Here is a 22,479-nt window from a genome sequence, read left to right on the forward strand (position 1 = left end):
TGGAGCACTCAGGGTGTATTTGCAGACATTTGTTCAAAATTCTAGCAAAGTTCTGATGGTGTACCGTACAAATATAAAAAAGGCACCTCGAAAGGTGCCTTTTGATGAGATTTCTATCAAGCAACGCTATTTAGCTTAGGTTTCAGCTCTTTTCGCGTCAAAGTTTCACTATAGTCGTGGCTAAAGTGGTCAACTTGAATTGCGGCGTAGCGCAATTGGTCCGCCTCTAAGATTTGATCTACTTCAGCTTGTGTTAACACTTCAGCAGCCAATGCTTGCTCTAGTCGGTCAGCCAACAGACCTTTGCGTGCTACCTTGCCTTCTTTCACTGCTTTGAAGATCTTACGCTCTAGTGGTTTGATATCGTACATCGCAATGAATGCGTTCTCCATCAAACCAACGCTGTCATCTTCGTCTTGCCCAATGTAGCAGAGGTGCGTTAGACGCTCACGGTGTGCTCCTGGAGTCATTAGACTTTCAGCAAGTTTCACTGTTAGCGTATCGCTAGGCTTCTCGAAGTGGTTGCCCACTGGGAAGATTAGCCCTTTCAACACCTTACCCACTACCTTGTTAGGGAAGTTACGGTAAGCTTCCTGTAGTGACTTAGCCGCGTGGTGGAAACAGTGCTGGACTGCGTAGTGCAAGTAATCTAGGTCCGCTTGCTGACGACCTTCATCTTCGTACTTCTTAAGCGCTGCCGATGCCATGTATAGGTAACTTAGACCATCACCCAGACGAGCAGAAATCAGCTCTTTACGTTTCAGTTCACCACCTAGCGTTAGCATTGCAAAGTCAGCACTCACTGCAAGAGCACGACTTAGACGAGTCAGGTCTTGGTAGTATGGTTTCGTCGGGCCACTCATATCTGCTTTAATGAACTTAGAGCCTGTTAATGCTGCACCAAAGGCACCAAACGTGTTCTTAGTTGCATGAGAGATGTGTTTGAACAGCAGTTCATCAAACTCTTTCGCGCCTTGTTTCTCATCAGGGTTAGCCGCTGCCTCCATCTCACGCAGTACGTAAGGGTGACAACGCGTTGCACCTTGACCGAAGATCATCAGATTACGTGTCAGGATGTTTGCACCTTCCACAGTAATTGCAACAGGAATACCAAGGTACGGTGCAGCCAGATAGTTCATCGGACCGTCTTGTATTGCACGACCAGAGTGGATGTCCATTGAGTCGTTCAGAATGGTACGTGCCATTTCCGTCATGTGGTACTTGGCGATAGCAGTAACAATCCCCGGTTTCTCTTTCAAATCGAGCGACGTGGTTGTTAATGTACGAGTTGCTTCAAGTAAGTAAGTTAAGCCACCAATACGACCTAAGCTCTCAGCGACACCTTCAAACTTACCAATCGACATACCGAACTGCTTACGAACGTACGCGTATGCACCGGTTGTACGTGCTGTCAGGTGGCCCATTGCTGTGCCTAGAGCCGGTAGTGAGATACCACGGCCCGCAGACAGACACTCCACCAGCATACGCCAGCCTTTACCTGCGTACTCCGCACCACCGATTAACCACTCCATAGGGATAAACACATCGTGACCACGTGTTGGACCATTCATAAACGCAAGACCAAGTGGGTCATGACGCTCACCAATGACCACGCCTTCGTGATCAGCTGGGATAAGTGCACATGTGATACCGATATCTTCTTTGTCACCGAGAAGCTTGTCTGGATCGTGCAATTTAAATGCAAGACCAAGTACAGTAGCAACCGGCGCTAGAGTGATATAACGCTTGTTCCAGTTAAGACGAATACCTAGCGTCTCTTTGCCTTCGTGCATGCCCATACACACAGTACCAACATCTGGGATGCCACCCGCATCAGAACCCGCTTCTGGGCCCGTTAGAGCGAAACATGGAATATCTGTACCGTCAGCTAAACGAGGTAGCCAGTAATCTTTTTGTTCTTGAGTACCATAGTGAGACAGTAGCTCACCCGGGCCAAGAGAGTTTGGAACCATGACCGATACGGCAGCACTGATACTGCGAGTAGCGATCTTGGTTACGATTGTTGAGTTCGCAAGCGACGAGAAGTTTCGACCACCATACTCTTTCGAGATGATCAGTGAGAAGAAACGCTCTTTTCGTAAGAAATCCCACACTTCTTTCGGAAGGTCACGGTCTTCTTTAACGATTTTATGGTCATCAAGCATCTCGAGAAGAGTTTCTAGCTCGTTGTCCATGAACGACTTCTCTTCTGCTGTTAGCTCAGGTTTGGGATACTGGTGCAGCTTTTGGAAGTCTGGCTTACCAGAAAAAAGCTCTCCATCCCACCAAACACTACCGGCTTCCATCGCTTCCTTCTCAGTGCTAGAAAGCGGCGGCAGGACTTTTTTGAAGAGTTTAAAGGCTGGGTCACTTACCCATTTTTGTCTTAGAGAGCTCATAGTTCAGATCCTTTTGTTCACTATTTTTGGTGTGAATTTATGCTTGTTATTGTTCTTACTCTTTAGCTGACATGCCTGCCGCTAAATAAGGAATCAAGATATCGACAACAGCTTTCGCATCAACCTCTCTTCCATAATCATTTTCTGATATTTCCATCAGTGCTTGGCTTGACGCCATAGTGAATACACATGTCCCGAGGGTGAAGTGTAGTCGCCAGAATAACTGTTCTTGAGTGAGGTCTGGGTTTGCCTTCATTATCGAACTGGTAAATAGTCCCAAAACGTCACTATAACGAGTGGTAATAAACCAACGCAGGTGTCCTTGAACATCCGTATAGCCACGTCCAATTAACAGCATGAAACGACTGGTGCCGTCTGGTCTCACATCGTTGAGCGAGCGTAGTGGCGATCTCAAAGATTCAAACACATCACTCATCGTATACGTTTCGTTCAAATTAAGGTTCACTAGTGCATCTTGAAGTGCAGGCATGAAGGCTTCTAAGTACCGATTAATCACTGCACGAACCAAAGTCTTTTTATCGCCGAAGTGGTAATTTACCGAAGCTAGATTCACATTTGCTTTGCTCGTTATGGTACGTAACGAAGTGTCGTTAAAGCCGTGCTCAGCAAACAATCCCTCTGCTACATCCAGTATCTTCTCTTTGGTCGAACTTCTTGGTGCCATTTCAATCACTCGTATTAAACAACTGTTTGAAATATACCCATAGAACATTTATTTAACAAGTAGGCAACATCACATTTTCACTCATTGGTCGTACCAGTTTGACAAATAGCTTGATAACACCCTGAATTGTCTGATTTTTAGAAAATAAGAAAAAAAGAACAATTTTTCTTGGAACTGATTGGAAATTGGCAGGTCATAAGAAAGGTAACAAGAAGCGCATTTGGAAGTCTTTCTGGCCGTCAGACTTGTTTCACTCTCTTGTTACTCACTGCAATTTCCTTTATTAACTCCTAAACTTGTATCCGCCCAAACCGTGTTGGTTTGGGCTTTTTTTATCTTGATGACTTTTGGCAGTTTGAACGCATTCTTCACCTCTCTTCACTTCTTTTCAAACCCCACCCCAAATTACCCCAGCAAGCTATTGAGATAATTAACAATAAAGAACGGGGATTTGTGTTCATCAACAAGGTGCAATACGCCGTCTTGAGGGTTGCGACCAAGATCTCTGTACTGCACCCACATTAACGTTATTTTTTTTCCCTAAACTTCTCATATTCCAAGTAAATGTTCTAAGCTTCGAATACAAGGTCGGTTTTTTCTTAACACCTGAACTTGTCACCATAAAGAGACAGTCAAAAGTAGAAGGAGAACTACTTTGAAATTGTTCAAATTATCTTTGTTGAGTTGCATGATTGTTGCAACTCCTCTTGGGGCACAAACGCTAGAACAAGCAGTCGCTATAACGCTTGCTACAAATCCAGAGTTGAAAAGCATCTTTAATGAGTTTTCGAGTGTACGAAGCCAAAACGATGCAGCAGGAGGAGCGTATCTTCCTAGCATCGATTTAGATGCTGGCATTGGATATGAGGGGATCAATCCAGCACCAAATAACGGCCCGGATACCGATCTAACGCGAAAAGAGGCAACGATTTCATTAACTCAGCTGATTTGGGATGGCTCTGCCACACTCAACAACATAGACCGCACAGCTGCAGAAGCTGAATCCGTTCGTTTACAGCTTCTCTCAGATGCGGAAGATAAAGCGCTAGAAGTTACACAAATTTATCTCGACGCTGTCAAAGCGACGGAGGTTTTAGCGTTGTCGGAAAGCAATCTCTCAGTTCACAAGAAAATATACAAAGACATCAAACGTAGGGCTGAGTCTGGTATTGGTTCAACGGCAGACGTGTCTCAAGTAGAAGCACGTATCGCAAAAGCGCACGGTAACCTATTGGCGGCACAGAACAACCTGATTGATACACACACTCAGTTTAGAAGGATTGTCGGTCAAGAACCTTTAGGTTTGGTATACCCTCGAGCTGATGTATCAAAGATCCCACTATCGCTGCCTGACGCCCTAGATTTTGCTTTTGATAACCATCCAGTTATCCAGATTTCGGCGGCTGATGTCGATGCGGCTCATTTTCAATACAAGCAGTCAAAAGGCGTTAATTACCCTACTTTCTCAATAGAAGCTTCCCAAACATGGCGAGATGACGCTGGCGGTGATGAAGGCTCAAGCGAAGAAACGCTTGCCATGCTTCGTATGAGGTACAACTTGTACAATGGTGGTAGCGACTCTGCTGAGAGTGAAAGTGCAGCCTACCAATTAAACAAAGCCAAAGATCTGCGTGATACTGCCTATAGACAAGTGGAAGAGGGACTTCGTTTGTCATGGAGTGCTCTAGATTTGACACTTCAACAAAAGAACTTTCTATCCGATCACGTAGACTCTGCCGCTGAAACCGTCATTGCGTATCAAAAGCAGTATCGAATTGGCCAGCGAACCTTACTTGATGTGCTCAATACAGAAAACGAGTTATTCGAAGCTCGTAAAGATTACCTGGACGCACACTACGCTGAACAATACGCTAAGTACCGTGTATTAAACGCAACGGGAACCTTACTCGACGCTCTGTTGGTTGACGTTCCTGAAGAGTGGACAAGAGGAATGGAGTATTAATTATGAAATCTTGGTATCTCATTTTACCCGCTTGTCTTGTTTGCCAGCCAGTCATGGCTTATGAAGAAGAGCCTTACGATGAAACGCCTGTCGCGGTACAGATCGCCGACCTTCAAGACGATGATCTAGATGGTGTAATTAACGCTCGAGATGAGTGCCCTTCGACACCTAGAGGGGCTCGGGTAGACAACGAAGGTTGTGGTGAGAAAGTGCGTGCACAAGAGGTTAAGCAACTGCGAATCCTATTTGCCAATAACTCTTATGACATTAATCCTGTATTTTCAGAACAGATTCGCCAGATGGCCCTCTTTTTAGAGACCTACAAATCGGCTTCCATTGAAGTTCAGGGTTACGCAAGCAAAGTCGGTTCTGCGGCACATAACCTTGCCTTATCGAAGCAGAGAGCACACGCGGTTGAAGATCGACTGATCGCGAACGGGGTTGAACCTGAACGAGTGCGCATTGTGGGTTACGGTGACACAAAACTCGAAAGTGCTGGTGACGATGCAACGTCTCATGCTCTTAATCGACGCGTAACAGCTACGGTTGTAGGTTTGAATGAAGAGATTGTTGAAGAGTGGACCATCTTCACCACACTCGAAAAATAGATCTTAGACTGACGCTGATCGAACAATAGAGAAACACACTGAGTTCACCTTGAAGCAAGTCCAAGCAACGCAGCAGATTAGGAAAAGAGAGCTTAAATAACAAAGCCGTGATGAACAATCATCACGGCTTTTCGTTTCTTTGTCATTATAGTTTTAAAGTGTTGGTAGCTACTGTCCTAACCAGTCAACTCTTTTAAACATGTTTGTAATGATTACAGCTTAACTTCTTGATGCTTTGTCTTAGGTAGCGAGACACTCAATAGCACGTAACCTAGAATTGCCGCGGTCGTTGAACCCATCAAGATACCTAATCTAGCCAGCGTATCAAAATCTGCGTTCGTTGAGCCAAATGCCAATGAAGAGATGAAGATAGACATCGTAAAGCCGATACCACACAGCACAGACACTGCGAAGATGTTCCTGAAGTTAACACCTTCAGGAAGCTTAGCGACGCCTGTTTTCACTGCACCCCAGCTGAATAGGAAAATACCCAGTGGCTTACCAATCAATAGACCTAAAGCGATACCAAGCGGTAGCATGCCTGTTAGGTTTGAAATTGAGATGCCTTCCAGCGAGATACCTGCGTTTGCGAATGCAAAAATAGGTAAGATTGCAAAAGCTACGTAAGGATGTAGAGCATGCTCTAGGTGCTTCAATGGTGAATGTTCACCCTTGTTGCCTTTCAGTGGGATCGCAAAACCGATAACCACACCAGCTAGTGTTGCGTGAACACCAGATTTCAATACTGCAAACCACAAAATTGCACCAACAATCAGGTAAACACTTAACTTAGTTACATGCTTGTTGTTTAGCATGAACAACACACCAGTCGCGATAAAGCCGACTGTCAGTGCAAGCGTAGATAGGTCACCTGAGTAGAACAGAGCAATGATAACAACAACACCTAGGTCGTCGATGATTGCTAGTGCAAGCAGGAAGACTTTCAAGCTTACCGGCACACGGTTACCAAGAAGAGCCATGATACCCAACGCGAATGCGATATCGGTTGCTGCTGGGATAGCCCAACCTTGAAGCGCTTCAGGGTTACTTGAGTTGAATAGCACATAAATTAGTGCAGGAGCTAGCATACCGCCTACCGCAGCGATAGCCGGGAAGATTGCCGTCTCTTTAGATTTTAATGCACCTTCTAAAAGCTCGCGCTTTACCTCAAGGCCGATAAGTAGGAAAAAGACTGCCATCAGGCCGTCGTTAATCCAGTGAGACACGGACATACCAAATACGTATGTGTGCAGCATACCCTGATACATTTCGTTCAGAGGAGAGTTCGCTACGAACATTGCAACTGCCGCAGCAATTACCAAGATGATGCCGCCAGCAGATTCCATTTTAAAGAAGTCACGGATGACGTCGTTCATGATTTCGCCCTTATATTTATTATTTAAATAAACGAATAACAAAGAATAGACACGAGTGTAAAGCCAACTTTCGACGATACATAATCACTTCTTTGGATGTTTAACTTCGGTTTTTCCTACAAATACTAAACAATACGTCGTATATTCCATAATATTGTTGTTCACACTAATTTAAGTATAGATGACCAAAATTATAAGTGTAAGCTAGACGAACTCTCCATAAAGTGACCTAGAGTGCATAAAAAAGGCTATCAAATGATAGCCTTATATAAAAATCAATACCCTGTCAGTTGCATAAAACCAGACGATTCATGGCTTCCACTTGCCTTAATCGGCCCTTCCCAATAAGGAATAACAAACGGCAACCACATATCGCGACGTTGAATCCGAGTTGTGAGATTGATCTCATATTTGGGTACGTTGATGATCCATTGAAGCGGCATTCGACGACCATTGAGCAAGGTGCTATTGGGTAATGGTTTAATATCGATATCAGCATCAGTCAGCTGATAGACCTTCCCTGAACTTGTTGCCAGCGTACCAAACACATACGGCACCTGTTTATTACTGCGATAGCGGCTGACACTCAAAGCAGAACCATCATCGAGATTAAAAACAAACCAGTCCCAACCTTGCTGACCTTCGCCAAGCAGACCGCTGCCCCACTCTTTATGCAGCCAAGCATTACCCGATACTTCGATATCTTCACCATCAAGCACGAGTGTGCCATTCAGAGCCAAGAACGGCGCACTAAAGTTATAGGAAGCAACAGGCAGCATATCATGTTTCTTTTGATACCCTTTTTCGCCATTGAGCACGTAAGGTCCCTTAGTCACTGAATCAAGCTCCAAACCAAAGGTATCGGTTTCAATGCTTAAACGCCCAGGAAACGGGGTCACACCAAGCGCACGCCAGTTCCAGTTGTCAATCCAGAGACGGAATGGACGGTTTGTCATTCCTGCTTGACCAATACCGCCGCGTGCGAGTCTTTGCTCTTTCCACACTTTAGTCGCAGAGGTCACCACCACATTAGAAATATAGATTTGTGGACTTTGCCAACCACGCGCCTCGCGCTCATCGGTCGCGATTCTAAAGAAGCTCCATTGGACGGAATAATCTTTACCATTATCATCTTCTAAAGTCGCAAAGTAATGCCACCACTCATGTTGGAACTCAGGGTGGAATTGGAAATCTTTTGGCAATGACACCGTACGGTCAGGTAATACCGGTTCAAACACCTTAAACTGTTCACTCACCAATACAGAATTAACTTCATTGATGCCCTCTTCGCCCACATCCGCGAAATAAGAGTAATAAGACCAAATACCGACAAACAAACCAAAGAAGCCGATCAGTAGAGCTGAAGAGAGGACTTTGTTTCTCATCTTTTTCACGCCTTTTCTTCGCCCCATTTATAGCGCATCCCTAAGTGATTTCATCGGTGTATTACCTATCATACGCAACACTGGCAAGGCTCCTGCAATCATCAGTGCAGCCATCGACCATACAAAGGTTATAAAGTAGTCCCAAGGTATAACTTGTAACTCCAAAGACCAACCAAAAGACTGTTTAATCACGATATCAACAATCAGATTTGCCAAAGCCAAACCAAGAGGTATCGCTATCAATGACGAGATCAGACCAAAGACGAACAACTGCAAACCACCTGTGAAGATCAGTTCTTTCGCTGAAACGCCTAGGCAACGCTGCAGTGATATATGACGCTGTCTTGATACCTCACCCGCAACGGTCGCGAAAAAGATACCAAACACAGCAATAACCAAAGTAATGTTGCCCAAGGTATCAGCAATCGCAAAAGTACGATCGAAGACACGCATTGCTTGGCTATGAATATTGTTGTTGTCAAAGATACGCTCGGAGCTCAACCTAAATACTGATTCTAACCTGCTACGCAGACCGGTTGGGTTTACGTCTTCTTTGAGTATTACGCCTAGCCCAACGTTGCCCCGTCCCGCAAAGCCGTATAGCCAGTTGCGGTGAGACATCATGACTTGATGATAGGGATTTCCATAGTCGTAATAGACACCGACAACTTGCCAACCAGAGCCGAGGCTATCGTACATATCGATATAGTCACCAGGACGAATACCTAGCTTGAGCGACATCGACTCACTAATAAGGACGCCCTTGGAGTGATGTAGGTGATACCAGTAATTCGGGATACCCAGTTTAATGGTTAACGCCTCTAACTCCCCTTCAGAAGGACCAGTACTCACAACTTGGATACTGCCTACTGGAGAAGGAATATCTTTTTCCCAGCGCCACCACACTGAATCAACTTCGGGTTGACCAGATAGCCAGTTACTCATACGTGCTGCGGAGTTGTTCGTTGGATAGATATACAAATCAGCAGCAAGGCGCTGAGACAACCATTTATCTGTTGTATCTCGGAAGCTGCCCACCATAGTCTCAACGCCAATGTTTGCCGTCATCGCTAACATAAACGCCATAGTAGCAACACCGCGGTAACTCATACTTGCAGCGGCATCCGCGAAAAACCAACGTGCACGAACCCAACGCAGAGTGTATGAAAAGTTGTTAAACAGTTTCCACATCAAGAAAGGCGTAAACAAGGCTACACTCACCAGCATCAATGCAATGATGGCAAAGCCAGACTCTTGTGTCTGAGGCGCTTGGTATACCGCCACAGCAGCAACACAGAAACCACAACCAATCAAGGCTTGCCATGTAAACTCTGTACCCGCAAAACGCATCAGCGACAAACGCGATGAGAGTCGAATTGGCTGCGACTTAAGCAGACGAATAAGCGGCCAAGCACACGCTAGAAATGCACCAATTAATGCCATAACAAAACTGTAGACACTGGCTTTCCAGCTCCAGTCGATACTCAAGCCGACATTAGCGTCATAAAGGTCACCGAGACTTGAGGATACGGCTGGCAACAATTGGTTTGCCAACATCACGCCAAAGACGTTGCCGCAGATCCAACTGATAACAACTAATGCAAATAACTCAAAACAGAGTGCTTTGGTTAACTGCCAACCCGATACACCTGTTTGTCTAAGGCCACCAACCAAAGGCTGTCTCTGTATAAAAGAGAGCGACATGGCTTGGTAGAAGATGAATAGGCCGACGACAAAGGAAAGCATTCCCATTGCCGTTAAGTTCAAATGAAATGCACTGGTCAGCGACTCCAACTCTGCTTTAGAGCTACGAGAGATCGTCAATCCATTGGGCAACATGCTCTTAAGACGCTCAAACTTCGCTTCCGACATATCTGAACAGGCGATAACGGATAGACCAGAGCTGCGCTTCAACATTCTTAGAAGAGAAATGTCTGCAATCAAACGCGTGCCGTTAATCATCTTATTCTGATCGACAGCCAGAGGGCCAAGTTTAGAGCCGTCCGCAAGTTGAATATAGTCTCCGTCATGCCACTCCATATGCTTCGCTAGATCATCACTCACCAAAATTGGATATGGCGGTTTCATAAGGTTGAGTGTCGTGAGATCTTGGAGCGCAACACCCAGTTGCAATTGAAGCATCGAGACAGGGTCAAGACCTATCAACATAAAGTTGGAGCCGTTCTCGTCAGTTACGCGATGATTATCAAAAGGGGCGCACTGCTGAAAACCTTCACGGCGCAGTTGAATGTAGAAACCTTGAGGGATCTTATTAGCACTGTGTTTAGGGCGAATACGGTAAGGAAGCGGATTGGAAAATAGCTTTTCGCCATGAGCGTAGCTCTGCTTAGCATGTTGATTGATGGCAGTAACACCAACCAAAAGAGAGACGCCCAGTGTTAGACCGAGCCAAACAAGAATGATTTGAAGTGGGTAGCGTCGATAGTGACCGAGTAGCGCTTTAACTACGGGCCATAACATGAAGCTGCCCCCCTTGTAGACGGATGCAACCATCCATATGCTGGGCTACCTTTTCGCTGTGCGTTACCAACAATAGCGTGCACTCAAGCTCACGCGCCAAAGACGTCAGCAAGCGCATTACCGCTTCTGCGTTGCGCTCGTCTAGACTTCCGGTAGGCTCATCGGCAAGCAGGATCTTAGGCTCCATGTAAAGAGCACGAGCAATCGCAGCACGCTGCTGCTGACCACCAGACACCTCTTCAGGGTAGCGTCCCAATAAAGGCATAAGATCGAGCGCAGACAAAATTTGACGCCATAAGCCTTTGTCTTCAGGTAACCCCTTCAGTTGACGGCAAAAACGAATGTTGTCGGCGATGTTCAACGTAGGCAGCAGATTGAACTGTTGGAAGATATGTCCGATGTTATTGCGGCGGTAAGCAGTGCGATCACGCTCCTTCGCCACATGCATATCAAAGTTAGGGAATAGAATTTCCCCAGAGTCAGCAAGGTCGAGCCCGGCAATGAGGTTAAGCAGTGTACTCTTACCTGAGCCACTTTCTCCCATTAATGCAAGCTGGTCCCCTTGATTTAACGTTAATTCAGCACCTTGTAAAACGGGATGGAATTCTCCCCCGTCGACATAGCCCTTACATAGGTCTGATAGCTTTAACATTAAACAGCTCACATTAGTTAGAATTTGGAATGAGAATCTACACTAAATCTAAGGTTGTAGGAAGTAATTTGAAAGATAGATCACATGCTAAGTATAAAGTCACACAAATCTTACGCCTGACTTCAACTTCCTATAAGATTTTTTATCCATTTCTTACTCTTCATGCGATAGAGCGACCCACCCCATTTGATCACCTCTTCTGTTAGGAACATCAAATAGATCCATTCAGGTTCGACCCCCAAATAGACAGCTGCGATAGCCGCTAAAGGGATACTAATCATCCATTGAGCAATCAGATCTTGGTAAAGGCAGAATTTCACATCACCACCCGCTCGTAATACACCAACAATCACCGTCATTGGGATGGAGCGAACCACAATGCCCAAGCTCAAAATTAAGATGAATTTTTCAGATAGTTCACGCGTTTCTGGAGTCAGTGCGCTGAAGGAATCTAAGATTGGTGCTTGAACAAAATAGAGCACCAATGCGACCACAATACTTGTGAAAAACGCAATGATGCTGATGCCCAGTGCTTGGTAATAAACCGCTTCATTGTTTTTTGCCCCTAACTGGTTACCCACTAACACCGCCGCAGCATTAGACATACCAATTAGAAGTGCCAAAGAGATAGATTCAACCGGTGTCATCACCGAGAGCGCAGCCAAACCTTGAACACCTGATTGCCCCATGATGGCGTGATAAGCAAATAAGCCACCTGCCCACGCCAAGAAATTGAACGTGGTCGGTAAAGAGAGCTTAAGAAAACGTACCACTTTATCTAACGTTGCGGCAGCTACGACGTCAGCACGTTTAAATGCTAATAAATGCTGTTTCCAGTAAAGGTATCCATACAGTGTAATCACCTCAATGGCACCGCTCAACACAGTCGCAATCGCTGCGCCTTTGATGCCCATCGCTGGCATACCGAGGTTCCCAAATATAAGAACCCAGTTAAGGAAGATATTCGAGAGGATCCCTATACCACTAAAAAAGGTGCTCAGCCCTGGTCGGTGCATCGCACGAAGCCCTACTGCCATACTGCTCACACAAGCAACAGCAAACATGCTGAACGCGGTAATCACAATGTATTCGATACCCAAGCCGATCACTTCTTGTGAATCAGTAGTGACACCCATAACTTGCGCTGGGAACGAAACAAAGAACACCACCGTCAAAGCTGCGAACAACATGGAAACAAGCCAAGTCAGCGCGGTACTCTCTCGAACACCTTGTTTATCGCCTGCTCCCCAATACTGAGCCGTCAACAGAGCACCACCTGTCGTAACCCCAACCAACATAATCGTAGTCACGAACATGGCACGACTTGCCACACCTACAGCGGCAATATCAGCTTCTCCTAACTGCCCCAACATCAAGACGTCAACCAAACCTCTACTTGAAAACATGATGCTTTGCAGCGTAATTGGCAACGCAATTGCAATCAGTTGGCGAACAAAATCACCTTTGGTATGACGCATTATTGAAGCAAGAAGCATAAGGTCACCTTAATAGAACAAAATTAAGAAAACAGGGAACATCGAAATAGTATAACAGCGGCGTGTTCTCGCCCGCAGCGACAAGCCGAGGGTCAGAAACGATAAGAAAAGACTGTTATGAAACCTAGGGAACAACTATTAAAACACAATCGATACAAACAATGAATGAAAAATAAGCACATACAGACAAAATATAAGCTACTGAAACTGTTATTAAAAACGACATAAACAAATGAATACCTATTTACAGAAAGTTTGAATATTAAAAACCTTGCAATCTAAAAACTAGATTAATATCAATTCCTTTTTGCCAATGGATTTCACCCCGCTTGTTCAATTGCTTATACAGATCGCACGCTGATATGCTTGAGAAAGCGAACAATGTATAAACGCTATCTACCCTGTTTTTGGTAAAGCAAACAGATGTTCGATGGAGCGAGTAGCAAGATACTATTGGCTTTTTTGCATATGACACTGGTAAATTAACAGTTAGTGACGTCCCTACTTCATATCAACGAATGGAGTCTTTATGAAGAAAGTACTGGTGCTAGGCGCTTCTGGTTATGTTGGCTCTCAGCTATTACCTCAACTCCTCAATCAAGGCTATCAGGTAACAGCAGCCGCTCGTCATATTGACTATTTGCAAGCGCGAACCGAGCCCCATCCAAACCTCTCACTAGAGTACTTAGATCTTGCTGATGCCGACGCAACAAAAGAGTTAGTACCTCAGTTTGACCTCATTTTCTTCCTTGTACACGGTATGGCAGAGGGACATGACTTTATTGATTACGAGCTCACGTTGGCAAGAAACTTTGTCAATGCGCTTGGCCCTCACAATCAACATGTGATCTACCTAAGTTCACTGCAACCACAAACGGCCGATTCGGATCACCTTCAAGCACGGAAGAAAACTGGCGATCTATTAAGATCTGGCCCGGTTCCTATCACTGAGTTACAAGCGGGCGTGATCATCGGCCCGGGATCTGCAGCTTTTGAGATCATGCGAGATTTTGTTTATAACCTGCCAATCATGATCGCGCCAAAGTGGGTCGATTCTAAAGCCAACCCAATCGCCCTAAAGAACCTTAACTATTATTTGTTAAAGCTTGCCGAGGAAAATCCAGAGGCTCACCAAACCTTTGAAGTGGGCGGCCCAGATATTGTCAGTTACCGTAATCAATTTGCTCACATCGCTAAAACCGCAGATAGACCGCTTAGGTTATGGGCAACATCGCTGTTAACTCCAACTATTGCCTCATACTGGCTTGGTGTCGTGACGTCTGTACCTTCGAATATAGGACGCGCCCTCCTTGCGGGCTTAAAGCATGACTTTATTGCTAACTCCACTGCAATTCAGGAGCGCTACCCACAACGCCTGATTTCATTCCAAACCATGGTCGAGCAAGCCATTCGAGCAGAAGGTGAATTCGTTAAGAGTAACGTTTGGGGCTTCGACAAAACGGCTTTTAAACGCTGGCAAGCAGGTTACGGTTACTACCCTAAACAGACTGGAGCGACCATCCAATCTACCGTTTCCAAAGAAGAACTCTGGCAGGTGGCTCAACAGATAGGTAGCCCAAAACAAGGCTACTTTTTTGCTAATGCTCTATGGCGCACTCGTGAATGGCTGGATCTGTTCTTCGGGGGTGGCGTACCCAAAAGGCAAGAACCGGAAGGCCCAACACTAAAAGTCGGCGATCATATCGATTCATGGAAAGTGATTCGTTGTGAAGAGAACCAGTTCCTTTCTCTACTGTTTGGCATGAAAGGGCCCGGCCTTGGTCGCCTCGAGATAACAGTTTCCGACCTTGTAGACAAAGACCAAACAAGCAATCAAAGCGAGCTCAATATTACCGCTTGGTGGCACCCAAAAGGCTTCTTAGGGCTGCTGTATTGGTTTGCCATGATGCCAGCGCACCTTTTCATATTTAAAGGTATGGTGAAAGCGATAGAAAGGCAGGCGAAAGAGCAGGTGCGGGATACGAGTCGCGAGATGAGAAAGGATTAAGAGCAGATGAGAGATTCGGGTAGCGGGATGAGAAAAGATTTAAGAGCAGATGAGAGATTCGGGTAGCGGGATGAGAAAAGATTTAAGAGCGGATAATTCCGCTCTTCGTATCTCTCATCTCGTATCCCGTATCTACTACGCAGCAACAAAGCTGATTGGGATCTCGGCTAGCTGATTACCTTGGTTCGCTGGGTACACGATGTATTCACCGTGATATTTCACTGCGGATTTATAGTCAGTCACTTTATGAAGCATAAAGCCAGACTCCATAGCAGCTTGCACAAACTCAGCGTGGTTACCACGAACAAACCAGTTCATCGGTTTAGCCATCAACTCACCATCGAATGAGTCGTCACACTGCTTGCCACAAAGTGCGAATGAGTGCTCGCCATCGGTGAAAAATTGAATTTTGCCACCTGTGGTCAGTTCGTCTTCGCTTGAAACGCTCCAACCCATGTCGTACATCTTATCCATGAAGGCTTCAACGTCACTGTCTTTAAGCGGCTTTGGTTCTTCACCTTGTGGGAAGAACTTTGCGTAAAACGCAGAAATACGGCGGAAGGTGAACGTCAGATCCGAGTTATTGCCTTTAGAGCGACCCTGCTTCTGCCAGCGAATCAGATCGGCAGCGACACAGCGGTCATAAGCTTGCGATTTTATCGCCTTAGTTACCCAGCGCACCAAGTAAAGGTTATTGGCAATCGGCGCGTCTACCGCTTTACCAGATTTGTGTAGAGCTGTTAACTCATCGAGTGCTGTGTTAACCAGCTTTTGAATTTCAATGTAGTATTTTGACATTATGCCTTCTTTCCTAATGTCCAATAAAGTAGCGCTGAAAGTACGGCACACACAGCCATCACTATGACCATCGAGCCAGCGCTATCACTCGGTAGCATCGCAACAATTGCACCCACTACAGAGCCCGTACCAAAACGTAATGTCCCCGCCAGAGACGAAGCTGTGCCAGCCATGTTTGGGTAACCGCTGAGCAGCAAGCCCATTGTATTACTGCCGATCGTTGATAGTGTGCCAATAAATAGCATCACAAATGGCACAATACCCCAAAGACCAAGGTCTAAACTCCAGCCAATAAATAGACCAATACCCGCAAGTAGTTGAATCGCCAGTCCCACTCTCAACATAGTATGAGAGCCTACCTTTTTCACCAAACGACCATTAATGCTGGTCATCAGAATCATGGCAACAATGTTTAAGCCAAACAGGTAACCGAACAAATCTGGACGTACACCGTAAATATCAATGTAAACAAACGACCCAGCCGTTAAGAACGCGAACATACCCGAGAATGAAAACGCACCCGAGAAGATAAGTCCCATTGCCGTTTTGTTTTTGCACAGACGGAAGTAGTTACGCATCGTCGTTTTAAAACGCAACGGTTGACGCTTCTCTACCGGCAAGGTTTCAGGGATCTTAAACGATACTGCCAGAATCACGATTATGGCGAAGATCGCCAATACCCAAAAAATCGAGCGCCAGCCAAACCACAATGCCAAGTAACCACCAATCATTGGTGCCACCAGCGGCGCAACCGTCATCACCAAAGTAACGAACGACATGGTTCTTGCAAAATCTTCGCGATCAAACATGTCTCGCACGACAGCTTGAATGATTACGGCTGCCGCTGCGCCCGCAAAACCCTGAGCGGTACGAACATAAGTCAATGCTTCAATGCCATGCGTGGTTGCGCTGACCATAGACGCTATTGCAAACAGAACCACACCAATCAACAGAACCGGTTTACGACCATAGCTGTCTGCTAATGGGCCATGAAGCAGCTGTCCTAGCGCAAAACCAGCGGTGTAAGCTGTAAGCGTGATTTGAACTTCACCAGCGGTCACACCAAGGTCTTTGGCGATAGTTGGCATCGCAGGCAAATACATGTCGATGGCAAGTGGCGTCAAAGCACCAATTGCACCGAGAATCAAAAACAGCATTAAACCTAGCTGAGGCGTTTCGGGTTGGGAACTAGGGGTAGTTTGGGTTTGCATAAATCTCCGACGAAATACTAAGAGTTGCGCTTGCACGCAAACAGAATATTGGCTGAGACTTTCCTAGTACCAGTCAAAATGAATCGCCGACGCTATCCTTGGTCGGCGTAAAACAGAGAGGAAGATTACTTCCAGATAGAGTCGATCTCTTCTTGAGTCAGGTAACGGTACTCACCTAGCTCCAAAGATTCATCCATCTCAATTTCACCAATACGTTCGCGGTGTAACGCTTCTACTTTGTTGCCTAGTGCAGCAAACATACGCTTAACTTGGTGGTACTTGCCTTCATGGATAGTAAGAAGCACTTCACGCTCCGCACGTACTTCAAGATGTGCAGGAAGAGTAAGGCCATCTTCACTTTTCAGCTGAATACCCTCTTTGAACTTCTCTACGTAATCGTCCTCAACTGGGTCCACCAGCCAAACGCGATACATTTTTTCACACTTGTGTTTTGGTGAAGTAATACGGTGAGACCATTGACCATCATCGGTCACAAGCACTAGGCCCGTGGTATCCACATCTAGGCGACCAGCAAAGTGAAGCTTGTCCATCTTGATCTCATCAAGCAGGTCAAAAACCGTGCGATTAGAGCTATCTTCATGCGAGCAAACAAAACCTTCAGGCTTGTAAACCATGATGTAACGTGGACCTTGAACACGCAGTTCATTGCCTTGCCATTCAACAACGCACTCTTCGGTAACCTTGGTGGCACCGCTTTTCTGCATGACATCGTTCACTGTCACTGTTTTTGATTTTAAAATCTGTGTTGCTTCTTTTCGAGTGACGCCTAATGAGTCACATAGAAATTTATCTAAACGCATGAATACCTCAACTAATCTAAGTCAGGTATTATAGTCACCTTTGCTCAATTAGTTGAGCGATTTCACACTATTTTTACTACTTTACAAGACGCAGTATGTATACACTCCGCCCATATCAAGCCGACTCCGTAAAATCTGTCATCCATTACTTTCGCAAACACCAGACTCCAGCAGTTCTGGTGCTCCCTACTGGCGCAGGTAAAAGCTTGGTGATTGCTGAGTTAGCACGCCTAGCAAAAGGGCGAGTTCTTGTGATGGCACACGTAAAAGAACTTGTTGAACAAAACCACGAGAAGTACGAAGGCTATGGCTTGAAAGGGTCAATTTTCTCGGCAGGGCTAGGTCGAAAAGAGACCGACCAGCAAGTGGTGTTTGCCTCGGTACAGTCAGTAGTACGCAACCTTGATGCCTTTTCCAATCAGTTCTCACTCTTGGTTATCGATGAGTGTCACCGAGTACCCGACGAGAAAAACAGCAGCTATCAGAAAGTGATTGCTCACCTACGAGAGAATAACCCAGGCATTAAGGTACTTGGCCTAACAGCAACACCCTATCGCTTGGGTATGGGTTGGATTTACCAATACCATACTCGCGGCCAAGTGCGATCTGAAGAGCCAAGGTTCTTCCGCGACTGTATCTTTGAATTACCTATTCGTTATCTTCTCGACGAAGGCTTCTTAACCCCTGCCCGCATGATTGATGCACCGGTACTAAGTTACGACTTCTCACAGTTAAAGCCCGCCAACACAGGCCGCTACAAAGAGGCCGAGCTAGATATGGTGATCGAACAATCAAAACGCGCAACACCACAAATCGTTGAGCAGATCATTCATCTAGCGAAAGACAAACAAGGCATCATGGTGTTTGCCGCCACTGTGCGCCACGCTCAAGAGATCCTTGGTTTACTGCCAGAGGGGGAAGCGGCCATTGTGATTGGCGATACTCCAACCTTAGAGCGCGATCAGATCATCAACGACTTTAAGCAGCGCAAAACCAAGTACCTCGTAAACGTTTCAGTACTGACCACCGGCTTTGATGCCCCGCACGTGGACTTGATTGCAATTCTGCGTCCTACTGAGTCAATCAGTCTTTACCAGCAAATCGTTGGTCGTGGTCTTCGTCTGTCTCCGGGCAAAGAAGAGTGTCTGGTGTTGGACTACGCAGGTAACAGTTACGATCTCTACCAACCAGAAGTCGGCGATCCGAAGCCAGACTCTGACAGCGAAATCATCACCATCCCTTGCCCGGCTTGCGGTTTCAATAACAACTTCTGGGGCAAGCTCGATAGTAATGGTTTCTTGCTAGAACACTTTGGTCGTAAATGCCAAGGCTATTTCACCGATGAAGAGACTGGCGAGCGTGAGCATTGTGGTTACCGATTCCGAGCCAAGTATTGCGGAGAATGTGGCGCCGACAATGACATCGCAGCACGAATTTGCCATGAGTGTGACGCAACCTTAGTTGATCCAGACAAAAAACTAAAAGATGCACTGAACCTTAAAGATGCATTGGTATTTGAATGTCTAGAAATGGACCTCAACGTCTTCAAGGACGACAAAGGTAAATCTCAACTTAAAGTAACGTATCGCGGTGAAAACCAAGCACAAGTTCATGAATTTTGGTCGTTAACAACCAAGAAGCAAAAGCAAACTTTCAAAGACCAATTCGTTCGTCCGCACTTAGCTGATAGGCATCGCCCTTTTGAGGAAGCGTCTCCAACCAAAGTGGTCGCTCACCAACATCGATTCAGACCACCACAGTTTGTTATTGCACGTAAGGTCGGTCGTTTCTGGAAGATGCGTGACAAGATATTTGATGATGAACTCCAGGAGCGTTAGTCCTAGTTTACCGTTCTTGTGTCATCAACCTCACAACAAAGGCTGCTAAAGTCTCAATATGGGTACGGTTCACTTTCTGTTCATCTTCACTTTTTTATACTACTTACTATCAAGGTTACCTAGGATTCGCTATGTTTAGTAAAGCAATGATTTCTTTGCTGTCTTTAAGCTTTGGTTTAGTGAGTTCCGGCTCTGCATGGGCGGGATCACAGCCTAACGGGCACGACCTCGTTCAAGATGTGCATAAGGAAGGCACCCGCATCGAGTTTGAAGAAGATCAAGACGAAGTTTATGAAGCCGTTCAAGAAGGCTACATTCGTCCATTTTCCGAGATGTACGCTGCGGTAGAAAATGATCTACATGGTCGCATCATTAAAGTTGAACTCGAAGAGGACGACGACATCTGGGTCTACGAACTAAAAATCAACTACAAGAACAACATCATTAAGGTCGAATACAACGCTGAGACGTTAGAAATGTTGATGATCAAAGGTCGAAACTTTAAAGAAGCGATTAAAACCGACAGCGAATAAGTCGCCACAATAACGATGATAAATCGCTGCAATAGCAATATTGCCCGCTGCGAATAACGAACAACAACACACAATAACGAATAACAACAAGCAAGAAGAGCCAATCATGAAAATTCTCGTCGTTGAAGATGAACCGCGTTTAGGCGAACAGATTATTGAAACTCTCGAAGGAGCCGATTGGGTGCCTGAACTGTCACAAGATGGTATTGATGCACTTTATCGCGCAACGTCAGAAGAGTGGGATGCGATTGTTCTAGACCTCGGCTTGCCAAAACTCGACGGGTTAACGGTATTGAAAGGCATTCGAGACGAGAATATCAACACACCAGTGCTCATTCTAAGTGCACGTGACACCTTAACTCAGCGTGTAGAAGGCTTGAATGCAGGTGCCGATGACTACCTCACCAAACCTTTTGAAATGGTTGAATTGATCGCCCGTATTCGTGCCCAACTGCGCCGAGCATCCGGTTCGGCATCACCAATCCAACAAATCGGTGATTTAAGCCTAGACACGCGTAGCTCGAAAGTGCTTTGGCAAGGGCAAGCAGTAAGCTTAACCGCGCTTGAATACAAAGTGGTTGCTTACTTCATGCATAATAAAGACAAGGTTATCTCGCGTACAGAATTGGTTGAGCACATTTACAAGCAAGACTTCGACCGTGATTCTAATACGGTAGAGGTATTCATTGGCCGCATTCGCAAAAAAATCGCACCTAAGATCATTAAGACCGTGCGTGGTTTAGGCTATCAGCTTAACGCTGACTGATCCCTCTTCTCTCTGTGAGTGGTTCACTTTGACCCTAGACAAAAGTGAACCAAAATAGTGATGAATCTAAATAAAAAAACCTTCAAAAATATCAGTTTAAAAAGCCGCTTGCTCCTTGCTGCGGCTTTTTGGTTAGGCGCCATGATTCTTGCCGCTGGCATTGGTATTCCAAAGCTGGTTAATGACTATTTGGTTGATGATCAAAAACAGCAGCTAAGCTTAACTATGGACGAACTCACTGCCAATATCGAAACCAACGACTCGGGCATGCTGATGATGTTAGAGCGACTGTCTGATCCAAGATTTAATCAACCTTACAGTGGCGTTTATTGGCGAGCAGAAAGCCAAGGACAAGTGATTCGTTCACGTTCACTGTGGGATAAAGATATGGATATCAAGCGATCCCCTATCCATACCTCGATTAAAGGCCCAAACAAAGAGCAGCTGATTTATATCGAGCAACTGATCTACCTACCTGAGTTAAGTGACCCTGTCACCATAACCATAGGTATCGATGAAGATCCGCTTGAATCGACCCTCCATGATTTAACTGGTCAGGTTTGGATTATTTTAGGATTGTTGTTTGTTGGCGTTCTGCTTTTGATTGGTATTCAAGTGAGTTGGTCGCTCCTTCCTCTCAACAAAATGCAGCGCGAACTGGCGATGCTACGTAAAGGGGAACAGCAAGGTCTCAGCGATAGCTATCCCAAAGAGGTTTCCCCACTAGTCTCTGACTTGAACGCCCTACTTTTTCATTATCAAGAGTTGTTAGAGCGTGCTCGACACCATGCTGGTAACCTATCTCACGCCTTAAAAACGCCACTGTCAGTACTTAAAAATGAAGTGAACTCACTGCCTGAAGAGAACCAACACCTACTGAAGCAACCGATTGACCAAATCCAGAGCCAGATTGAATATCATTTAGGTCGCGCTCGTATGGCGGGTGCGATGAACATCCTATCGGTGAAGTCCTCGCCTTGTGAACGCGTCGAAGCGATTTCAATGGCGTTTGATAAAGTTTATGCGGCCAATGAAATCACTATGATCAACGAGTTAGATTCAGAGATTGAGGTCGCCGTCGAGAAAACCGATCTTGATGAAATGATCGGTAACCTACTAGAAAATAGCTATAAATGGGCTGCCAGCATTATCAGAGTTCACTCCAACGAGCTGAGCGAAGGTCGAATTGAGCTGATTATCGAGGATGATGGACCGGGTATCCCGGAAGAGAAAATGAGCCAAGCGGTTAAACGTGGCGTGCGCCTAGACGAAACAACGCCGGGGACAGGTTTAGGACTCAATATCGTAAACGAGATGGCCCATAGCTATCGCGGGCAACTCAATTTAGAAAAAAGCTCGATGGGCGGTTTAAAAGCTACGCTTATTCTGCAGTTGTCTCAAAGTTAAAATGAAAAAAGGTACACAACTCAATACCTCTTTTCATGTAATCGCTTTTCTT

At 45.6% G+C, this 22,479-nt stretch carries 17 protein-coding genes; 7 read left to right on the forward strand and 10 right to left on the reverse strand.

All coding sequences use genetic code 11. The features are described 5' to 3' along the window. Positions 1-116 precede the first annotated feature (116 nt). Both vsple_RS08225 and psrA read right to left on the reverse strand, forming a co-directional pair. Positions 117-2,399, reverse strand: coding sequence for an acyl-CoA dehydrogenase (locus vsple_RS08225; protein ID WP_261881708.1), 2,283 nt, complete (start codon positions 2,397-2,399; stop codon positions 117-119). Positions 2,400-2,454: 55 nt separating this feature from the next. Then, on the reverse strand, positions 2,455-3,084 hold the full coding sequence (gene psrA / locus vsple_RS08230) for a TetR family transcriptional repressor PsrA (protein ID WP_255230535.1): 630 nt from the start codon (positions 3,082-3,084) through the stop codon (positions 2,455-2,457). 655 nt (positions 3,085-3,739) lie between these two features. On the opposite strand from psrA, the gene vsple_RS08235 reads away from it, so the two are divergent. After that, on the forward strand, positions 3,740-5,047 hold the full coding sequence (locus vsple_RS08235) for a TolC family outer membrane protein (protein ID WP_261881709.1): 1,308 nt from the start codon (positions 3,740-3,742) through the stop codon (positions 5,045-5,047). Beyond that, positions 5,047-5,655: an OmpA family protein gene (locus vsple_RS08240; RefSeq protein WP_420833804.1), complete on the forward strand. Its 609-nt coding sequence runs from the start codon at positions 5,047-5,049 to the stop codon at positions 5,653-5,655. The genes vsple_RS08235 and vsple_RS08240 overlap by 1 nt, the downstream gene beginning before the upstream one ends. A gap of 212 nt (positions 5,656-5,867) precedes the next feature. Here the strand turns inward: vsple_RS08240 and nhaA are convergent, their stop codons facing one another. The 5 genes from nhaA to vsple_RS08265 all read right to left on the reverse strand — a co-directional run bounded on the left by nhaA (position 5,868) and on the right by vsple_RS08265 (position 13,045). Then, positions 5,868-7,031 carry a Na+/H+ antiporter NhaA gene (nhaA, locus tag vsple_RS08245; RefSeq protein ID WP_261881710.1) on the reverse strand — a complete coding sequence of 388 codons (1,164 nt, stop codon included), beginning with the start codon at positions 7,029-7,031 and terminating at the stop codon, positions 5,868-5,870. A 275-nt stretch (positions 7,032-7,306) separates the two neighbouring features. Beyond that, the gene (locus tag vsple_RS08250) at positions 7,307-8,443 is read right to left on the reverse strand and encodes a lipocalin-like domain-containing protein (protein WP_255230530.1); all 1,137 of its coding nucleotides are present in this window, start codon (positions 8,441-8,443) and stop codon (positions 7,307-7,309) included. Then, positions 8,444-10,897: an ABC transporter permease gene (locus tag vsple_RS08255; RefSeq protein WP_261881711.1), complete on the reverse strand. Its 2,454-nt coding sequence runs from the start codon at positions 10,895-10,897 to the stop codon at positions 8,444-8,446. Next, on the reverse strand, positions 10,878-11,549 hold the full coding sequence (locus vsple_RS08260; protein WP_255230528.1) for an ABC transporter ATP-binding protein: 672 nt from the start codon (positions 11,547-11,549) through the stop codon (positions 10,878-10,880). The genes vsple_RS08255 and vsple_RS08260 overlap by 20 nt, the downstream gene beginning before the upstream one ends. 122 nt (positions 11,550-11,671) lie before the next feature. Next, on the reverse strand, positions 11,672-13,045 hold the full coding sequence (locus vsple_RS08265; protein WP_261881712.1) for an MATE family efflux transporter: 1,374 nt from the start codon (positions 13,043-13,045) through the stop codon (positions 11,672-11,674). Positions 13,046-13,574: 529 nt separating this feature from the next. Here vsple_RS08265 and vsple_RS08270 point away from each other — a divergent pair. Then, complete coding sequence (locus vsple_RS08270) at positions 13,575-15,053, forward strand: DUF2867 domain-containing protein (protein WP_261881713.1); 1,479 nt, start codon at positions 13,575-13,577, stop codon at positions 15,051-15,053. A gap of 135 nt (positions 15,054-15,188) precedes the next feature. On the opposite strand, the gene vsple_RS08275 is transcribed toward vsple_RS08270, so the two are convergent. From vsple_RS08275 to rsuA, 3 genes are all read right to left on the reverse strand, one after another. Beyond that, complete coding sequence (locus vsple_RS08275) at positions 15,189-15,851, reverse strand: DUF2913 family protein (protein ID WP_261881714.1); 663 nt, start codon at positions 15,849-15,851, stop codon at positions 15,189-15,191. Further along, positions 15,851-17,062, reverse strand: coding sequence for a Bcr/CflA family multidrug efflux MFS transporter (locus tag vsple_RS08280; protein ID WP_255230522.1), 1,212 nt, complete (start codon positions 17,060-17,062; stop codon positions 15,851-15,853). Before vsple_RS08280 ends, vsple_RS08275 begins: the two co-directional genes overlap by 1 nt. A 125-nt stretch (positions 17,063-17,187) precedes the next feature. After that, positions 17,188-17,883, reverse strand: a complete 696-nt coding sequence (rsuA, locus tag vsple_RS08285) for a 16S rRNA pseudouridine(516) synthase RsuA (protein ID WP_032552205.1) — start codon at positions 17,881-17,883, stop codon at positions 17,188-17,190. A gap of 95 nt (positions 17,884-17,978) precedes the next feature. Between rsuA and radD the strand changes: the two genes are divergently transcribed. The 4 genes from radD to vsple_RS08305 all read left to right on the forward strand — a co-directional run bounded on the left by radD (position 17,979) and on the right by vsple_RS08305 (position 22,427). Continuing rightward, positions 17,979-19,721, forward strand: a complete 1,743-nt coding sequence (gene radD / locus vsple_RS08290; protein WP_255230519.1) for a DNA repair helicase RadD — start codon at positions 17,979-17,981, stop codon at positions 19,719-19,721. 131 nt (positions 19,722-19,852) lie between these two features. Beyond that, on the forward strand, positions 19,853-20,254 hold the full coding sequence (locus vsple_RS08295; RefSeq protein WP_255230517.1) for a PepSY domain-containing protein: 402 nt from the start codon (positions 19,853-19,855) through the stop codon (positions 20,252-20,254). Between the two features lie 106 nt (positions 20,255-20,360). Further along, positions 20,361-21,020, forward strand: a complete 660-nt coding sequence (locus vsple_RS08300) for a response regulator transcription factor (RefSeq protein ID WP_261881715.1) — start codon at positions 20,361-20,363, stop codon at positions 21,018-21,020. Between the two features lie 60 nt (positions 21,021-21,080). Further along, positions 21,081-22,427, forward strand: a complete 1,347-nt coding sequence (locus vsple_RS08305) for an ATP-binding protein (protein ID WP_261881716.1) — start codon at positions 21,081-21,083, stop codon at positions 22,425-22,427. Positions 22,428-22,479 lie beyond the last annotated feature (52 nt).

The sequence above is a fragment of the Vibrio pelagius genome, assembly GCF_024347575.1.
Classification (GTDB): domain Bacteria; phylum Pseudomonadota; class Gammaproteobacteria; order Enterobacterales; family Vibrionaceae; genus Vibrio; species Vibrio pelagius.